Source organism: Shewanella sp. SR44-3 (assembly GCF_014163735.1).
Lineage (GTDB): Bacteria > Pseudomonadota > Gammaproteobacteria > Enterobacterales > Shewanellaceae > Shewanella.
Window position 1 is genome coordinate 47,785 of sequence record NZ_JACJDV010000001.1, and the last position, 17,111, is coordinate 64,895.

17 protein-coding genes are annotated in these 17,111 nt (G+C 44.4%); 11 read left to right on the forward strand and 6 right to left on the reverse strand.

Going from position 1 to position 17,111, the window contains the following annotated elements:
- Positions 1–19 precede the first annotated feature (19 nt).
- The gene (gene clpS / locus H5073_RS00230) at positions 20–328 is read right to left on the reverse strand and encodes an ATP-dependent Clp protease adapter ClpS (protein ID WP_182676111.1); all 309 of its coding nucleotides are present in this window, start codon (positions 326–328) and stop codon (positions 20–22) included.
- 193 nt (positions 329–521) lie between these two features.
- Here clpS and cspD point away from each other — a divergent pair, with 193 nt between their 5' ends.
- Positions 522–725: a cold shock domain-containing protein CspD gene (cspD, locus tag H5073_RS00235; protein WP_011496273.1), complete on the forward strand. Its 204-nt coding sequence runs from the start codon at positions 522–524 to the stop codon at positions 723–725.
- A gap of 85 nt (positions 726–810) precedes the next feature.
- Here the strand turns inward: cspD and H5073_RS00240 are convergent, their stop codons facing one another.
- A complete protein-coding gene (locus H5073_RS00240; RefSeq protein ID WP_182676112.1) occupies positions 811–3,033 on the reverse strand; it encodes an NADP-dependent isocitrate dehydrogenase in 2,223 nt (740 codons plus the stop codon).
- Positions 3,034–3,294: 261 nt separating this feature from the next.
- Between H5073_RS00240 and H5073_RS00245 the strand changes: the two genes are divergently transcribed.
- The 5 genes from H5073_RS00245 to H5073_RS00265 all read left to right on the forward strand — a co-directional run bounded on the left by H5073_RS00245 (position 3,295) and on the right by H5073_RS00265 (position 8,544).
- Entirely contained in the window at positions 3,295–3,993 is a 699-nt protein-coding gene (locus H5073_RS00245; protein ID WP_182676113.1) for a pseudouridine synthase, read from the forward strand.
- 188 nt (positions 3,994–4,181) lie between these two features.
- The gene (gene mnmA, locus H5073_RS00250) at positions 4,182–5,300 is read left to right on the forward strand and encodes a tRNA 2-thiouridine(34) synthase MnmA (RefSeq protein ID WP_182676114.1); all 1,119 of its coding nucleotides are present in this window, start codon (positions 4,182–4,184) and stop codon (positions 5,298–5,300) included.
- 33 nt (positions 5,301–5,333) lie between these two features.
- Positions 5,334–5,939 carry a high frequency lysogenization protein HflD gene (gene hflD / locus H5073_RS00255; protein ID WP_182676328.1) on the forward strand — a complete coding sequence of 202 codons (606 nt, stop codon included), beginning with the start codon at positions 5,334–5,336 and terminating at the stop codon, positions 5,937–5,939.
- A 41-nt stretch (positions 5,940–5,980) separates the two neighbouring features.
- Entirely contained in the window at positions 5,981–7,351 is a 1,371-nt protein-coding gene (gene purB / locus H5073_RS00260) for an adenylosuccinate lyase (RefSeq protein ID WP_182676115.1), read from the forward strand.
- A gap of 62 nt (positions 7,352–7,413) precedes the next feature.
- Positions 7,414–8,544, forward strand: a complete 1,131-nt coding sequence (locus H5073_RS00265) for a cupin domain-containing protein (RefSeq protein ID WP_182676116.1) — start codon at positions 7,414–7,416, stop codon at positions 8,542–8,544.
- A 109-nt stretch (positions 8,545–8,653) separates the two neighbouring features.
- Here H5073_RS00265 and H5073_RS00270 read toward each other — a convergent pair whose 3' ends face one another.
- Complete coding sequence (locus H5073_RS00270) at positions 8,654–9,166, reverse strand: DUF4826 family protein (protein WP_220487832.1); 513 nt, start codon at positions 9,164–9,166, stop codon at positions 8,654–8,656.
- Between the two features lie 233 nt (positions 9,167–9,399).
- Between H5073_RS00270 and H5073_RS00275 the strand changes: the two genes are divergently transcribed.
- A complete protein-coding gene (locus H5073_RS00275) occupies positions 9,400–10,434 on the forward strand; it encodes a Glu/Leu/Phe/Val dehydrogenase (protein WP_182676117.1) in 1,035 nt (344 codons plus the stop codon).
- A 348-nt stretch (positions 10,435–10,782) separates the two neighbouring features.
- Positions 10,783–11,124 (forward strand): hypothetical protein, encoded by a 342-nt coding sequence (locus H5073_RS00280; RefSeq protein WP_182676118.1) that lies wholly within the window; start codon positions 10,783–10,785, stop codon positions 11,122–11,124.
- A 33-nt stretch (positions 11,125–11,157) separates the two neighbouring features.
- On the opposite strand, the gene H5073_RS00285 is transcribed toward H5073_RS00280, so the two are convergent.
- The 3 genes from H5073_RS00285 to H5073_RS00295 form a co-directional block, all read right to left on the reverse strand.
- Positions 11,158–12,132, reverse strand: coding sequence for a DUF808 domain-containing protein (locus H5073_RS00285; protein ID WP_182676119.1), 975 nt, complete (start codon positions 12,130–12,132; stop codon positions 11,158–11,160).
- Positions 12,133–12,217: 85 nt separating this feature from the next.
- Complete coding sequence (locus tag H5073_RS00290) at positions 12,218–13,249, reverse strand: LacI family DNA-binding transcriptional regulator (RefSeq protein WP_182676120.1); 1,032 nt, start codon at positions 13,247–13,249, stop codon at positions 12,218–12,220.
- A 105-nt stretch (positions 13,250–13,354) separates the two neighbouring features.
- Entirely contained in the window at positions 13,355–14,116 is a 762-nt protein-coding gene (locus H5073_RS00295; RefSeq protein ID WP_182676121.1) for a DUF3334 family protein, read from the reverse strand.
- 274 nt (positions 14,117–14,390) lie between these two features.
- On the opposite strand from H5073_RS00295, the gene H5073_RS00300 reads away from it, so the two are divergent.
- The 3 genes from H5073_RS00300 to crr all read left to right on the forward strand — a co-directional run bounded on the left by H5073_RS00300 (position 14,391) and on the right by crr (position 17,029).
- Complete coding sequence (locus tag H5073_RS00300) at positions 14,391–14,648, forward strand: HPr family phosphocarrier protein (RefSeq protein WP_182676122.1); 258 nt, start codon at positions 14,391–14,393, stop codon at positions 14,646–14,648.
- A 73-nt stretch (positions 14,649–14,721) separates the two neighbouring features.
- Positions 14,722–16,455 (forward strand): phosphoenolpyruvate--protein phosphotransferase, encoded by a 1,734-nt coding sequence (ptsP, locus tag H5073_RS00305; RefSeq protein ID WP_182676123.1) that lies wholly within the window; start codon positions 14,722–14,724, stop codon positions 16,453–16,455.
- Positions 16,456–16,519: 64 nt separating this feature from the next.
- A complete protein-coding gene (gene crr / locus H5073_RS00310; RefSeq protein ID WP_182676124.1) occupies positions 16,520–17,029 on the forward strand; it encodes a PTS glucose transporter subunit IIA in 510 nt (169 codons plus the stop codon).
- Positions 17,030–17,111 lie beyond the last annotated feature (82 nt).

Here is a 17,111-nt window from a genome sequence, read left to right on the forward strand (position 1 = left end):
TCGAATACGATTCTACGCGTTAAGCTTTCTCTAAAGTACAGAGTAATGGATGTTGGTTTTCTCTTGCAAATTGATTTACTTGTAACACTTTCGTTTCTGCAATCCCAAATGGATAAACACCGCATATTCCCTTACCTTGATGATGGATAGTGAGCATAATGTCCGTGGCCAATGGCTCGTGCTTGTCAAAAAACGTTGCTAACACTTCAATAACAAAATCCATCGGCGTGTAATCATCATTATTTAAAATCACCTTATACATAGACGGTGGCATTAACTCTGATTCAATACGCTGTTTTGTGTGCTCTACGCTTCCAATCTTACCCATGCTCTAATACTAGCCTCTCGTTTGACCTACAACCACTTGATGCGAAAAAATTAATCAATTGTAGATTTAATGTTAATTTTTGCTTGACATATTTTCGTACAAATTTCATTCTGTTGCTTAGCGGAAATATTGCCCGCTCTAAATTAAGTTTGACTATCTTACTGGTAAGTAGACAACAGAAGGAAGTGGAAGTATGGCAAACGGAACGGTGAAATGGTTCAATAACGCCAAAGGATTCGGGTTTATCTGCCCAGATCAAGGTGGCGACGATGTATTTGCGCACTACTCAACAATTGAAATGGAAGGCTATAGAACTCTAAAAGCAGGCCAACCGGTTCAATTTGAAGTAGAGCAAGGCCCCAAAGGAATGCACGCCTCAGCCATTTCAGCTAAATAGTAAAAACTCACTATAAAGCAAAAAGACAGGGATTTTAATCCCTGTCTTTTTATTTTTTTATCACAATTTTACGTTTAAGAGGCAATTAGCCTATCAGTGCATTCAAGCTAGCGCTTGGGCGCATCGCTTTACTGGCTTTAGCCAGATCTAAACGGTAATAACCGCCTAGATCAACCGCTGGACCTTGTGAGCCATTTAGCTCAGCAATGATAGTCGTTTCCTGAGTGCTAAGTGCAGTTGCTAGGGTTGCAAAGTGAGCCGCAAGCTCAGCATCTGCAGTTTGCGCGGCTAACGCTTGTGCCCAGTACATAGCCAAGTAGAAATGGCTCCCACGGTTATCAAGCTCACCCACACGGCGCGAGGGTGACTTGTTGGTATCAAGGAACACACCAATGGCCACATCTAAGCTATCTGCAAGCACTTGTGCTTTAGGGTTTGCTTGAGTCTGGCTTAAATGCTCAAGGGATGCCGCTAAGGCCAAGAATTCACCGAGAGAATCCCAACGTAAGTGACCTTCTTTCTCAACTTGTTGCACATGCTTTGGCGCACTGCCGCCTGCGCCGGTTTCAAACAAGCCGCCGCCGTTCATTAATGGCACGATAGACAACATTTTCGCACTGGTGCCTAATTCAAGAATGGGGAACAAGTCAGTTAAGTAGTCACGTAATACGTTACCTGTCACTGAAATGGTGTCTTCACCTTTGATGATCCGCGCTAAAGTAGCGCGAGTCGCTTCAACCGGTGACATTATCTGAATATCTAAGCCGTTGATGTCATGCTCAGGTAAATACTTATTCACTTTCTTGATAAGTTCAGCATCGTGGGCACGCTTACTGTCTAACCAGAAAATGGCTGGAGTGTTGCTCAAGCGTGCACGCTTAACCGCAAGTTTTACCCAGTCGCGAATGGGGGCATCTTTCACCTGACACATACGGTAGATGTCACCTATCTCAACATCATGGCTCATTAATACATCGCCAGCTTGATTGATAACCTTAACCGTACCTTTAGCTTTGATTTCGAATGTCTTATCGTGGCTACCGTACTCTTCGGCTTTTTGCGCCATCAAACCTACGTTTGGCACGCTACCCATAGTGCTTGGGTTAAATGCACCATTGGCTTTACAAAATGCAATAGTTTCTTGATATACACCGGCGTAGCAACGATCTGGGATCAAAGCTTTTGTGTCTTGCAATTGGCCATCAGGACCCCACATTTGACCTGATGAGCGAATAGCTGCAGGCATTGAAGCATCGATGATGATGTCACTAGGTACATGAAGGTTGGTAATGCCTTTGTCTGAATCAACCATAGCAAGCGCAGGACGCGCGGCATACACGGCGGCAATGTCCGCTTCAATTTCAGCACGCTTGTCATCGGGCAGTGACTTAATCTTGGCATACACGTCACCAAAGCCGTTGTTCACGTCAACACCGAGTTCAGCAAATAAGGCGCTGTGTTTAGTAAATACGTCTTTGAAGAAAACCTTAACCGCATGACCGAACAGAATAGGATCTGAGACTTTCATCATGGTGGCTTTTAAATGCAGCGATAACAGCACGTCTTCAGATTTAGCCGCTTCTATTTCACGGCTGTAAAATTCGATTAGGGCTTTATTGCTCATGACTGCGGTATCGATAACTTCATCCGCAAGCAGGCTTAGACCCGCTTTAAGTACTTGCTCTGTGCCATCGGCTTTCGCTAATACTATGCTAACTTTATCCGCTTTAGCTAAGGTAACTGATTGCTCGCTACCGTAGAAATCGCCTTCATTCATGTGAGCAACGTGAGACTTTGAATCACTGGCCCACTTACCCATTGAATGCGGATGCTTCTTGGCGTAGTTTTTCACTGACGTGGGTGCACGTCGGTCTGAGTTACCTTCACGCAATACCGGATTTACCGCACTGCCTTTAATCTTGTCATAACGAGACTGTGTTTCTTTTTCAGCATCATTTTTAGGCTCATCTGGGTAGTTTGGAATGTCATAGCCTTTAGCTTGCAGCTCAGCAATACACACTTTTAGCTGAGGAATAGAGGCACTGATGTTTGGCAGCTTGATGATGTTGGCTTCTGGGCGATTAGCCATTTCGCCTAACTCAGTCAGGGCGTCAGCAATTTTTTGCTCAGCGGTGAGGTTTTCTGGGAAATTAGCCAGAATACGGCCAGACAATGAAATGTCGCGAGTTTCAACTTTAACGCCTGCTGCATCGGTAAACGCACGGATAATAGGCAGTAGAGATAAGGTCGCCAGTGCTGGCGCTTCGTCTGTTTCTGTGTAGATGATAGTTGGAGAGTTATCGTTCATTTTATATCCTACGTTATTGTAAATTAACAACTTAGCTGTTTATTATCATTATAATTATCTATCGAACAAATCGGAACTGTCACTTGGGTACGTCATTGCTGCACTCAAGGCGCCAGAAAAGCAGTTTTATTTGTGTTGGCATCAGTTTAGGCCGACATAATAGATCATTCTAAGTAATATTCAAATTCCACTAAAGACCAATGCCAAGTAAACTTGACACTCTTTGCCGCTTTATTCTCTTTAGGAGCACCAGAATCACCAATGTCTCGCCCAACACTCCCTAAAAAGCCTAGTCCATTGACTACGGGCCGTGATAATCCTCGCGGTAAACGTGCGTTTGCTAAGCCGCGTTCCATTAGAAAACCTACCAGTAAACCGCCGGTGGCCAATCCTGTGATGGTGCTGTTTAACAAACCTTTTGATGTCTTATGCCAATTCACCGATGAAGCTGGCCGTAAAACCTTAAAAGATTTTATCCCTGTGCCTGGTGTCTATGCTGCAGGCCGGTTAGATAGAGACAGCGAAGGGTTATTGTTATTGACCAATGACGGCAAATTACAATCAAAACTCACCGAACCTAAACAACAAACCTTTAAGACCTATTGGGTACAAGTAGAAGGTGAGCCAAGTCAAGCTGCAATCGATGCCCTCTGTGAAGGGGTTGAGCTTAAAGATGGCATGACTTTACCGGCAAAAGTGTCTTTAATGGCGCCGCCCGATGTCTGGCCACGTACTCCACCGGTGCGTGAACGCCAATCCATCCCCACTGCTTGGCTTGAAGTGCAAATTTGTGAAGGCCGTAATAGACAAGTTAGGCGCATGACCGCCCACATAGGCCACCCAACCCTAAGATTAATCCGTTATAAAATAGGCCAATGGAGTCTAGATGACCTAAATAATGGTGAATATAAGATAATTAACCTTACCCCTGTGGCGATAGCCCAAACAGGGAAAGCGTGATAGAATGCGCGCCGCGAGAATAAGCACTTAAGCAGCCTGAAGCAGACTCTTTAAGACAATGGAATACTTATGTTAATTCATTGCAACAGAGTTTGAATAACCCCTGTTTAGCATCACACTTTAAACACCTGATTGGCGACTTCATTAGGCTTCTAGCCCCGCCAATCTGCATTATGGTTTTAGGATCTATGACATCAATCAAACCCACTCATAAAGGTAAAAAGGTCATTGTCGGCATGTCCGGCGGTGTGGACTCCTCAGTATCAGCTTACTTGCTTATGCAGCAAGGCTATGAAGTTGAAGGCCTCTTTATGAAAAACTGGGAAGAAGATGATACCGACGAGTACTGCGCTGCGGCTGACGATCTGAAAGATGCACAAGCCGTATGTGACAAGCTTGGGATCAAGATGCACACAGTGAACTTTGCCGCTGAGTATTGGGACAATGTGTTCGAATACTTCCTCGCCGAGTACAAGGCCGGCCGCACTCCGAATCCTGACATCATGTGCAATAAAGAAATCAAATTCAAAGCCTTCCTTGAATTTGCAGATGACATTCTCGACGCCGATTACATCGCCATGGGCCATTATGTTCGTCGCCGTGATAACGATGACGGCAGCGTAGAAATGCTGCGCGGTGTAGATGGTAATAAAGATCAAAGTTACTTCTTGTACACCTTAAGCCACGAACAAGTTGCCAGAAGCTTGTTTCCTGTCGGTGAACTTGAAAAACATGAAGTACGCGACATAGCCAAACAAATGGGCCTTATCACCCATGACAAAAAAGACAGCACCGGCATTTGTTTTATTGGTGAGCGCAAGTTTACCGACTTCTTAGCCACTTACCTGCCAGCCCAGCCAGGTGACATAGAAACCCCAGAAGGGGAAATCATTGGCAAACATCAAGGTTTGATGTATCACACCTTAGGCCAGCGTAAAGGCTTAGGCATTGGCGGCCTTAAAGACAGCAATGAAGATCCTTGGTACGTGGTTGAAAAGGATTTACTGCGCAATGTATTAATTGTGGCCCAAGGTGGCAACCACCCAAGACTCATGTCCCACGGCATGACAGTCAATCAATTACACTGGGTTGACCGTAAAGGTCCTGCCACTAACAGTCAATTAGTGGTGAAAACCCGCTACCGTCAGACAGATGTCCCCTGCCGTATCAGTTTTGATGACGCTGAGCAGATAACCGTGGTTTTTGATGACCCAGTGGCGGCCGTAACCCCTGGCCAGTCTGCGGTATTTTATGATGGTGATGTTTGCCTAGGTGGCGGCATCATTGACACTCTCATAAGAGGATAAGCCGTGAGCAACCATATCCCTGATAGCCAATTGATGGAAAGATGCATGGCCTTTGCCGGTATATTGCAGGCCATTACCCAAGTGCAAACGTTAGCAAGACAAGGTGAGAGTGACGATGCGCTGCTCAGCGCCAGCTTGCGCACCATTATCGTCACTGAACCTGAGAATATTCAGGAGGTGTATCCTGCCTTTAGCGAGCTTGAAAAAGGCTATAAGCTTATTATCAATCAACTCGGCGATAGCCAGCAAAAAGACGTTGAAACCACGCGCTACTTAGTGGGTATTTTAGCCCTTGAGCGCAAACTTACCCGTTCAGCCAATGGCATGGGCATGCTCGCTGAGCGCATTAATCAAGTTCACCGTCAATTAGCCCACTTTGCTATTACAGATGAGCAAGTGTTAGCTAATTTTGCCAGCATATATAGCGATATCATCAGTAACCTTGGACCTAAACTGCAAATTTCCGGCAACCCTGCTACCTTGCAACGTCCTTTAGTACAACAAAAAATACGTGCCTTACTGCTTGCAGCTATGCGTAGTGCCGTACTTTGGCGTCAACTCGGCGGTAAACGCAGACAACTTGTTTTGTCTCGTAAAGCCGTTGTGGACGCTGCTAAATTGGCATTAAAGAATAACTAATCGAATCACCCTACAATAAAAAGTTCATTAAGGAGCTTCACATGGATCTTTCTGCACTCACGGCCGTTTCCCCAGTAGATGGCCGTTATGGTAGTAAAACCGCGTCACTTAGAGGTATTTTCAGCGAGTTTGGCCTGACCAAGTACCGAGTACAAGTGGAAATTAACTGGTTAAAGCTGCTATCAAGCTGCCCAGAGATTGAAGAAGTTCCTCCCTTTAGCGAAAGTGCCCTCGCCTTACTCGACAGCATTAAAGATAACTTCAGTGAGCAAGATGCACTGAGAGTTAAAGCCATCGAAAGCACCACCAATCATGATGTCAAAGCGGTTGAGTATTTCATTAAAGAGAAGATTGCTAGCAGCCCAGAATTGGTCGCCATCGATGAGTTTGTGCATTTCGCTTGCACCTCAGAAGACATTAATAACTTATCTCATGCGTTAATGCTTAAAGAAGCTCGCGATCAAGTGTTAGTGCCTCATTGCCAACAGATTATCGATGCGATAAAGAAGTTAGCCCATGACAACAAGAGCGTGCCGTTAATGTCACGCACCCATGGTCAACCAGCATCACCATCGACCTTAGGCAAAGAAATGGCCAACGTGGCCGTGCGTCTTGATCGTCAACTAAAGCAAATCAATGCGGTTGAAATCATGGGTAAAATTAACGGCGCTGTAGGCAATTACAATGCTCACATCTCTGCATACCCAGAAGTTAACTGGCATGAGCTGTCACAGCGTTTTGTGACTAGCCTTGGCGTGGTCTGGAATGCCTACACCACGCAAATTGAACCCCATGACTATATCGCGGAGTTATTTGATGCAGTAAGCCGCTTCAATACTATTTTACTCGATTTTGATCGTGATATTTGGGGCTATATCGCCTTGGGTCACTTCAAGCAGCGCACAATCGCGGGCGAAATTGGCTCATCGACCATGCCTCACAAGGTTAACCCTATCGATTTTGAAAACTCTGAAGGTAACCTAGGCATAGCCAATGCGATACTGCAGCATCTCTCGGCTAAACTACCGGTATCCAGATGGCAACGTGATTTAACCGATTCAACTGTACTGCGTAACTTAGGTGTCGGCTTGGCCCATTCACTTATCGCCTATCAGTCAACGTTAAAGGGCATCAGTAAGCTTGAAGTCAATGAAGCCCAGCTATTGGCTGAGCTTGATAAAAATTGGGAGGTGCTTGCCGAGCCAGTGCAAACGGTTATGCGCCGTTATGGTATTGAAAAGCCGTATGAAAAGTTAAAAGAACTCACCCGAGGCAAGCGTATCGATGCCCAGCAATTAGCGCTATTTATCGATGGTTTGGCGCTTCCTGATGATGTTAAAACCGAACTCAAAAAGATGACGCCTGCCAACTATATTGGCCGTGCCGAAGCCTTCGTTGATGAACTAAACTAATTATTCACTCATTCTAAGGATTGGCGGCAACTCTTTAGGGGGTTGCCGCTTTTTTTAATCATATGTATACACTTGATATTGATAAAGCCCACTTCTTAAGTGACGTGTGGCAGAAAAAACCGCTACTAATCACTCAAGGTTTTAAAGATTTTGCTGATCCAATCGCCGCTGATGAATTAGCTGGCCTTGCCTGTGAAGAAGAAATTTCCTCACGCATAGTCGTCACCAAAGATAATGATTGGGAGGTTATTACTGGGCCGTTTGAAGATTATGACGACCGCGGAGAAACCCACTGGCAATTACTCGTGCAAGCGGTGAATCATTGGTATCCGGACTCCCAACCTTTGGTTGAAGCCTTTCGCTTCTTACCCGACTGGCGCTTTGATGACTTAATGGCCTCATTTGCGACGCCACTTGGCGGCGTAGGTCCTCACATTGATAACTATGACGTATTCATCATTCAAGGTGAAGGTGAGCGCCGTTGGCGTGTGGGTGACAAAGGCAATCATCAGCGCCGCAATAATGACCCCATGTCACCTCTTGTGGAAGATTTTGAACCCATTTTGGATGTGGTGCTAAAAAAGGGCGATGTACTGTATATTCCCCCTGGTTTCCCACACAGCGGTGAAACCCTCACTATGGCTATGAGTTATTCTGTTGGTTTTCGTGCGCCGAGTCAGCAAGAGCTACTCACCCAACTTGCGGACTCACTCATAGACAGCAATGGCGGTCAGCAGCGCTTCACTTCAAGTGACGAGCCTGCAAATCCAGGTTTACTGAGTCAAAGCCAACAACAAGGCATTATGGCACTATTGGCACAGCTTGCCCAAGAACCCGCAAGTTACCAAACTATGCTAGGTAAAATGCTCAGCCAAAACCGCTTCGAACTTGATATCTGTGAAGGTGAAGAGCCGCTTAGTGTTGAAGAATTACTAGCGCTGTTAGAAGAAGGTGCGAGTATTGCCCGTATTGGCGGTCTTAAAGTGCTTCAACTTGAGGGCGATACTGAGCCAAGATTATTTATCAATGGCGAAGTGTTTAACACTCCTGATGTGATCCAAGAAGACCTAGCCATATTAAGCCGTGAAGTTCATTTAGATACACAAATTGCACTGCAACTATGTCGCAGCACCCCTGTCTGTGAACTATTGGTTGAGCTCATCAATCAAGGCCTGTTCTTTCTAGGCGAGTAAGCCTCAGCACAACAAGCCTCGCGCATTGGTAATGCATTGACTGAAATCTTGATACAAAAAAGGCACCTTAAGTGCCTTTTTTCATTCATTTATGGACAGCATTAACGCATTAAGCCCATAATTTATCGTCAGCTTGCATCTTATAAAGACTTTCTGCACGTGACACTAATAAATCAGCAAATTTAGCTTGAGTGGCGTCCTTTGTCGCACCTGCTCTGTGTAAGTTTTCCGCTTTTACTTGCCACATCATAGAGAAATGACGCACGGCTTCACGGGCGGTGCTGGCAACATTAACATCGACATAATCTGAAGGTAAATCACCGGACATCACCCAGAATGTTTGCTTAGTTGGCTGCTTGGACTCCATTTTCCAAATGGCAAAATAAGGCGCCAAATAACGGCTCTCATCGGTAATCACTTTGCTGGGGATCACGCCTTTTTCGCCTAAGAAACGGTTAGCTTTTTGGAATTGGGTCCTGACCCACTCTTGTCTAAGGAGCTCAGGATCTTGCGTTTTAGCCTCACCAGATGTGGCTGCCTCACCAGATGTGGCTGTTTGTGGTTCAATCCCTTGATTATCAATGGATTGCTCTAAAACTTGATCAACAACTTCATCTGTCATACTAACTTCCTATCTTATTATCTGCCGAAGCTGGGCTTCGTCTTTTTTGAAAACTTATCGACTGCGAACCTAAAATACTTTACGTTTACGTAAAGTGGCAAGCTAAATTGCCACAGGGAGCACAAAAATAACGTTAGTGTGCTTGGTGAGAATATCCCTAAATGCTATCGTGCTGCAAATAAATTAATAGTCTGCACAACAGACAGCGTCTTATCCCTTAATGGAGAGTTACCGTGGCAGTATTTAATCATGTCTCTTTTGATGAGCACGAACAGGTGGTTTTTTGTCATGATAAAGAAAGTGGCCTAAAAGCCATTATTGCAATTCACAATACCAATTTAGGCCCAGCGGTAGGCGGCTGTCGGATGTGGAATTATGCCTCTGACGATGAAGCCCTGACAGACGTCTTACGTTTATCTCGCGGCATGACCTATAAGAATGCCCTTGCAGGTCTTACCATGGGTGGCGGCAAGTCAGTGATTATCGCCGATCCAAAAACCACAGAACGTGAAGCCTTATTCCGCGCATTTGGTCGTTTCATTCATACCTTAGGTGGAAAATATTATTCAGCAGAAGATGTCGGCACGACCACGGCTGACATCATGATAGCTCATCAAGAAACTCCCTATATGGCAGGACTTGAAGGTAAGAGCGGCGATCCATCCCCCTTCACTGCCCTAGGCACATTTTTAGGTATTAAAGCCGCAGTTAAGCATCAGCGCGGCCTTGACAGCCTAAAAGGCTTAAAAATCGCAGTTCAAGGCGTAGGCCATGTGGGCTATTACTTATGTAAGCATTTGCATAAAGAAGGTGCTGAGTTGATTGTCACTGATATTCACCAAGCCTCCCTTGATAGAGTCGTCAGTGAGTTTGGTGCAAACATAGTGACGCCAAATGAGATTTACAGTCAAGATGTGGATGTTTACGCCCCTTGCGCCCTAGGCGCCACCATTAACGACAGCACTATTCCACAGCTCAAAGCACGGATCGTGGCAGGTTGTGCTAATAATCAATTAGCCGAAACACGTCACGGTGAAAAACTGAAAGAGTTAGGCATTTTATACGCCCCAGATTATGTCATTAATGCCGGTGGCATCATTAATGTCTCTTTTGAAAAGAATTACAATGCCGCTAAATCTACCGCCAAAGTAGAGGAAATTTATCAAACTCTGTTGACGATTTTTAGCCGTGCACAAGCAGAAAACCGCACAACAGGCTCAGTTGCCGATGAAATGGCAAAAGCCATCATCATGGCAGCCAAAGTATAGAGTAGGCTCATAATTGCTTTAATTAGCGCTGGAGTTAATACCAATAACAAGCCCGCGAACTGTGTTAGTGGGCTTGTTATTTACCGTAATATTTCAAAGAATTTCTAAACGGCTACAGGAATAACCCTGCGGCTTATTCCCCCCTTATTTCGACTGACAGGCCCTTATTCCCTTAGCAAACTCTCACCATTTAACCAGTAAAAAAAGTCAAAATATAAATCTATTGCCGTCTCAATAGGATAGCTTTTTTTGCTGGTATTCTTCAATTTTAGCATTGGAAAAACATGCTCAATAGTGCTTTTATTAAGTCTCTTTTTCGCCACAAGTAGCATTCAAAAGGTAGGGTTTATGATACGTTTTCAGTATGATTTTTTCCCCGATCAAGTCGAGCTTCAAGCCAGTAATTGGTCTGGTATTGAACGCTTGTTGCTAAATGGGAAATCGGTATCGAGTAAAATCAACTTTGGTGCTAATAGCACCCACTACGTTGAGCTCAAAGACGGTAAACCTTGTAAGTTTAGATTACAACTGGATCCACAAACTGATCAATTAACCTGTCAAGTATTCAAACAAAATCAACTTATTGCTAGTTTAAAGCAAGGTAAGCAACATCTGAGTCTCAGTCGTCACAATGTCGATTTGGCAGTATTGTTCAGCTGCTGTGCCATTCTGGCAATTCTCTTATTGTGAGCCTTAATTTAGGCATAATATTGGGTATAACGGCTAATCGCTGTGATCATTAGTCTTTTTAAACTTAGCAAAACCATGTTGACCAAGACTTATCACCGCCAGCGCCAACACACCAGCCACTAAACCAAACAAGGCATTGAGGATACTAGGAGTAAACCAAGCTATTACATGACCGACAAGAGCAAACTCAGACACAGTACTGGTAGTTTGCGTAATCCACATCGACACACTATGAAACCCATGAGTTAAAATGCCACCGCCGACCATAAACATGGCAATAGTGCCGATAATGGTCAGCGCTTTCATCAAATAGGGTGCTGCAGCAATTAAAAAGCGGCCAATAGCATGATAGACGGCGACTTTGCTACCTGAGCCCTGTTTTTGGTTAAGATATAAGCCCACATCATCAATTTTAACGATACCCGCCACTAAACCATAAACCCCGACAGTCATCACAACAGCAATGACAGATAATGTTAAGAATTGGTTCATCAATGGCTGTAACGCCACCACCCCCAGGCTTATAGCTATGATTTCAGCTGATAACACAAAATCTGTGCGTATCGCTCCTTTTACTTTTTGTTTTTCAAACTGGGCTAAATTCTGTAAATCGGCCTCTAAGGCATGATTTGCAACTTTACTGCTTGCTGCCGAATCCTTTTTGGCCTGTTTTTGCTGATAACTATGGTGCAGTTTTTCCACGCCTTCATAGCACAGAAATAAACCGCCAAACATTAATAGTGGTGTGACAGCCCAGGGGATAAATGCACTGATCAATAGCGCGGCTGGCACTAGGATTAGCTTATTAACCAAAGAACCTTTTGCCACCGCCCAAACCACGGGTAACTCACGCTCTGAGGCAACTCCTGATACTTGCTGGGCGTTTAAGGCTAAATCATCCCCTAATACTCCTGCGGTTTTACGAGCAGCCACCTTACTCATGGCGGCAACATCATCTAAAATTGTAGCAATATCATCGAGTAGTGTGAGTAAGCTTGCACCAGCCATAATCTGTCCTTTAATATCTTGATAATCAAATCGCACTGCACTAAGTACCACACAGCACGAGTATCACACTGCACTTAAACCTATGTTAAGCCCGTTTTTCACCACAGGAGCGGCGCACTATTAATTCCGTTTCAATAAGTTGTGGGCTCACTTCTTGGCCACGGATCAGCTTAAGCACGCTATCCACCAAGATTTTCCCTGCAAGGCGGGTGTTTTGTTTGATTGTAGTTAACGCTGGATTAGCAAAGCTTGCCACTGGAATATCATCATACCCGACAATCGCGACATCTTCCGGGACTCGTACGCCTCGAAGGCTCAATGCCCGTATCGCCCCAATGGCTATCAAATCACTGGCGGCAAAAATACCATTAAAACTCAAGTTTTTATCTAACAAGGCATTGGCAGCATCGAATCCTGACGCCTCGGTATTAATGGCATCGAACTGCTTACGTTTATCCGCTTTTATACCGTGAGCTTTCATGGCGCTAACATGACCTAGGTAACGGTCTCTAAATTCAGGGCTGTGACTGGAGGCATCCCCAAGAAATGCAAGTTCAGTGATGCCAAGGGATAGCAGATGTGCAGTTGCCATCATGCCACCTTGATGGTTATCGCACCCCACAGACAGCACTGACTTATTATTATGTTCTGCCCCCCAAATAACAAAATGGGTATCTTGCTCCAGCAATTTAAGCAGTTTTTGCTCGTAATCCATGTAATCGCCATAGCCCAGCAAAATAATGCCATCGGCTTTATTGCTGTCTTCATAATCTGCGTGCCAATCTGTGGATAATTGCTGAAAAGATACCAGTAAATCATAACCTTGCTGAGCAGTTGCTCGCGTGATTGAACCTAGCATAGACAAGAAAAACGGGTTGATCAATGAGTCATCATTAGTGGGGTCTTCACAGATCAATAGGGCCAAGGTATGGCTATTTTGAGTGCGTAAATTACTGGCGTTTTTGTCAACCTTGTAGTTGAGTTCTTTGGCAATAGCTTGAATACGCTGGCGAGTTTCAGGATTAACTAAAGGACTGTTGCGAAGTGCGCGTGATACGGTAGATTGCGACACCCCTGCGCGATAGGCAATGTCGATAGAGGTCGCTTTAGACGCCATGGACTGTGACTCTTATAATTATTTTTGGGTTCGTTACTGTGTCAAAAAAAGGAAAAATGACGAATATCAATCACTCGTCATCACTCCCATCAACCTTAGGGTACATTAAAGCCCTAACTCACTTAATAGATCGTCGGCATCATCGGCAACAGCTGCTTTTAGCGCTGTTTTGTTTAGCTTGTCTTGTTGGACTTTGGCAACATTTTTAGCTTTAGCACTACTTAGGCGACTTTTACTCACATTTTTTTTATGGACAGCCAAGGTATTACCATGTTCTTCAAGCAGTGAATCAGGATCGAATTCTTCATCCATCTCAAATTCTGCAGAGGCAATAAACTGAGTATCATCCATAGCAAACTCAAGGTAGAAAATGTGATTACTTTCAGTTTTAAATGATACTCTACGGGCCACTGGATTATCAAGATTTGCATCGATTGATATGGTTAACTCTTTGTTTATTGTTAACATTTTAGGCTGAGACTGGCTAATTGATGTTTGTAACTCTTTAGAAATCTTACCAATGAAGTCACCTAAAATCTGGTTCATCAATTCGCCCATCACGTTGCTGACATCATCAGAGGTGTGAGTAAACGCTAATTCGGTTTCAGGCATACCCATGTTAAGCATATAACGGCGATAAATTTCGATAGCCGATTCAGCGGAGAAGTTAATCACCACAAGACCTGAAAATCCACCATCAAAGATCGAAAAACAACCAAGATCAGGCTTTAAACGAGTACGATTAATGGTTTGCACCATACCCGCGTGGGTGACATGACTCGCACTGGTGCTCGATAGTACATGAGACACTGAGTGACACAATTTCAATAAAATATCATCTGTGGTGACAATTTGTGCAGAATTCATAATATAAACACCTAGCTATTGATAAATATGAGGTAATCTTGCGTCTAAAACATCAAAAAATCAAAACTTAAATCGACATTGCTAGCAATAAAGTCCAGCAGCAAGCTTAAGTGATAAGGTTTGAGTGTAACTCACGCAGCAATTAATACCACAATTGCTTAATCTCATTCAGTAAAAGCAAGGCTTTATATCTTGGAAAAATGCCCAATCAATCTTCTTTGCTCACTGAGTTTACGATAGTATTAGTGCTGTTGTTAATCTTGAGTCTTTTTATATGTATCAGAAGTCAGTAACCATCACAGCCCCTCACGGGATCCATACCCGTCCAGCCGCATTAATTGTAAAACAAGCAAAAACCTTTGACTGTGATGTCATTGTCGAATGTAATGGTAAAAAAGCCAGTGCTAAGAGCTTGTTTAAACTACAAACACTGGGGCTGTATCAGGGAGTCAATGTCACTGTCAGTGCCGACGGGCTACAGTCACAAACTGCTGTAGATAGCATAGTGGTACTGCTTGAAACCTTAGAATAACGCCTCAACGCTAATGCTATAACTTGTAGACCTTATATTGTAGCCCCTACATATAAACAGCAAAGGACATGTCATGCCAATCACAGGAACCTTAGTATCATCAGGTATCGCTTTCGGTGTCGCGCGACTAATTACGCCTCCAGATCAGTGCTTAGATGGGCAACTTATTCCCCTTGATGGTATCGATGAGCAACAAGCCAAACTCAAACAAGCCATAGATCAACTGTGTCAACATTTGCGTCGCTGCCAATGTAACTTCAAACCAGAGCAAGACACCTTCGAATTAATCGATGCCGATATCATGTTACTCGAAGATCCTGAGCTGCTTAGCGCACTTAATCAGCATATCCGTCAGTTTCGCTTTAATGCACAAGTCGCTGTCGATAGAATTTTTACACAGCAAGCCGATGAGCTAGCCCAGCTTGACGACCCTTATCTTGCTAATCGCAGTTTAGACATCCGCTGTCTAGGTAAGCGCCTTAATAGTGCCCTTTGCGGCATTATAGAGTTAGGCATTGCTAATATCGATGAAGATTGCATCATCTTGGCTCAGGATTTGACCCCAGCTGAATTCGGTCAGTTACCGCTTAAATTTGTTAAGGGGTTAGTGTTAGCCACAGGCAGCGTCACCAGCCACACGGCTATCCTTGCTCGAGCCGCTGATATTCCTACCTTGATCAATTGCCAGTGGCAAAAAAGTAGCAATTCAGCCACCAGCATCAAAAATGGCGATAAATTGGTTTTAGATGCCATTGCAGGTGAGCTTTTCTACGCCCCCAGTACGGAGCTACAAGCACAGTTTGAGGCCAAATATCAGCAAGAACAACAAAGACGCCAAGCCCTAGCGCAGTATAAAGCTCGTCCTAGTGAAACCTTAGATGGTCACAGCGTTGCCATTCGCGCAAATGTCGGTGAACTAAACGATGTGCTGCGTTTAATTGATTCAGGCGCCCAAGGCGTAGGACTATTTCGCACTGAATTCTTATTGATCCACGCCAAGAAAGTCCCTACAGAACAAGAGCAATATCAACTCTATTGTGATGCACTGCACAGCTTAGCAGGCCAAGTGCTCACCATACGCACATTTGATATCGGCGCCGATAAAGACATGCCTTGTGTAGCCCAAGCAAAAGAAGATAACCCTGCATTAGGCCTTAGAGGGATCCGCTTCAGCCTAGCACAGCCCGCAATTCTTCAACCTCAATTACGGGCAGTGCTCAGGGCTGCCAACCATGGCCCCATAAGACTGATGTTCCCCATGCTCAATCAATTGGAAGAATTGGAGCTGCTAATCGCTCAAATTGAACTGTGCAAAACCCAATTATTAGAGCAAGAAAAAGGCTTTGGTGAATTAAGCCTTGGCATAGTAGTTGAAACACCTGCAGCGGTGTTAAATTTATCCAATTTATTACCCTTATTAGACTTTGTCAGCATAGGCAGCAACGATCTAAGTCAGTATACTCAAGCGGTGGACCGCACTAATGCTGTGCTTACTAAAAGCTTTTCGCCCCTGTCTCCCCCAGTGCTTAAGTTAATCGCCATGACAGTGGAATCTTGTAAGGCATTCAATAAGACCTTAAGTTTGTGTGGCGAGCTGGCAAGCGACCCTAAATTGACCCCCTTATTGGTGGGCCTTGGAATTAACGAGCTCAGTGTTAACCCCGCACAGATTTTAGAGGTTAAAGCCGCGCTGTGTTTAGGTAAGTTTAGTGGTGCAAAAGGTTTTTATGCCCACGGGTTAGACGCCCTCGCTAAATACAGAATTACTGATTTAGAACAATGCGTTAAGAATTACAATAATCACTAGGTTATAGCATCAGTAATCGCACGTAACTTCATTTATAATTAACATTAATTAAGAGGCTGGCATCATGAGTTTTTTTAGCCGCATTCGACGACTCATTTCAGGACAACCAAAGATCACCGGCGGGATCCCTATTTACGCGCCAGTGTCTGGAGACATCGTCGCCATCGAGAGCGTACCTGATATCGTATTTGCCGAAAAAATTGTCGGCGATGGCATTGCCATCATGCCCAAGGGCGAGTTTATTCTGGCGCCCATTGATGGTCGTATTGGTAAAATCTTCGAAACCAATCATGCCTTCAGCATCGAATCCCCCCAAGGACTAGAGCTATTTGTCCATTTAGGTGTAGGTACAGTTGAGCTCAGAGGCAAAGGGTTTACTCGCCTTGCAGCAGAAGGCCAAGACGTCAAAATGGGCCAGCCTATTCTCGGGTTTGATTTAAACAGCCTGCGAGGTGAAGTTGACAGCCTGCTTACCCCTGTAGTGCTGGCCAATATGGAAGACATTAAATATTTAGACAAAGAGCAAGGCAGTGTCATCGCAGGTAAAGACATCATCTTTACTGTCCAGCTTTAAGACTCAAATTTAAGGTACAAGTTTATTTTGGGGCTGCAAACCATACAGCTCATTTTTATTTCAGTACAGCTAATGCCAGTTA

Excerpts from the sequence above, each read along its gene's own strand:
- clpS (WP_182676111.1), bottom strand. The coding sequence starts at position 328 with ATGGGTAAGATTGGAAGCGTAGAGCACACAAAACAGCGTATTGAATCA.
- cspD (WP_011496273.1), top strand. The coding sequence starts at position 522 with ATGGCAAACGGAACGGTGAAATGGTTCAATAACGCCAAAGGATTCGGG.
- H5073_RS00240 (WP_182676112.1), bottom strand. The coding sequence starts at position 3,033 with ATGAACGATAACTCTCCAACTATCATCTACACAGAAACAGACGAAGCG.
- H5073_RS00245 (WP_182676113.1), top strand. The coding sequence starts at position 3,295 with ATGTCTCGCCCAACACTCCCTAAAAAGCCTAGTCCATTGACTACGGGC.
- mnmA (WP_182676114.1), top strand. The coding sequence starts at position 4,182 with ATGACATCAATCAAACCCACTCATAAAGGTAAAAAGGTCATTGTCGGC.
- hflD (WP_182676328.1), top strand. The coding sequence starts at position 5,334 with ATGGAAAGATGCATGGCCTTTGCCGGTATATTGCAGGCCATTACCCAA.
- purB (WP_182676115.1), top strand. The coding sequence starts at position 5,981 with ATGGATCTTTCTGCACTCACGGCCGTTTCCCCAGTAGATGGCCGTTAT.
- H5073_RS00265 (WP_182676116.1), top strand. The coding sequence starts at position 7,414 with ATGTATACACTTGATATTGATAAAGCCCACTTCTTAAGTGACGTGTGG.
- H5073_RS00270 (WP_220487832.1), bottom strand. The coding sequence starts at position 9,166 with ATGACAGATGAAGTTGTTGATCAAGTTTTAGAGCAATCCATTGATAAT.
- H5073_RS00280 (WP_182676118.1), top strand. The coding sequence starts at position 10,783 with ATGATACGTTTTCAGTATGATTTTTTCCCCGATCAAGTCGAGCTTCAA.
- H5073_RS00285 (WP_182676119.1), bottom strand. The coding sequence starts at position 12,132 with ATGGCTGGTGCAAGCTTACTCACACTACTCGATGATATTGCTACAATT.
- H5073_RS00290 (WP_182676120.1), bottom strand. The coding sequence starts at position 13,249 with ATGGCGTCTAAAGCGACCTCTATCGACATTGCCTATCGCGCAGGGGTG.
- H5073_RS00295 (WP_182676121.1), bottom strand. The coding sequence starts at position 14,116 with ATGAATTCTGCACAAATTGTCACCACAGATGATATTTTATTGAAATTG.
- H5073_RS00300 (WP_182676122.1), top strand. The coding sequence starts at position 14,391 with ATGTATCAGAAGTCAGTAACCATCACAGCCCCTCACGGGATCCATACC.
- ptsP (WP_182676123.1), top strand. The coding sequence starts at position 14,722 with ATGCCAATCACAGGAACCTTAGTATCATCAGGTATCGCTTTCGGTGTC.
- crr (WP_182676124.1), top strand. The coding sequence starts at position 16,520 with ATGAGTTTTTTTAGCCGCATTCGACGACTCATTTCAGGACAACCAAAG.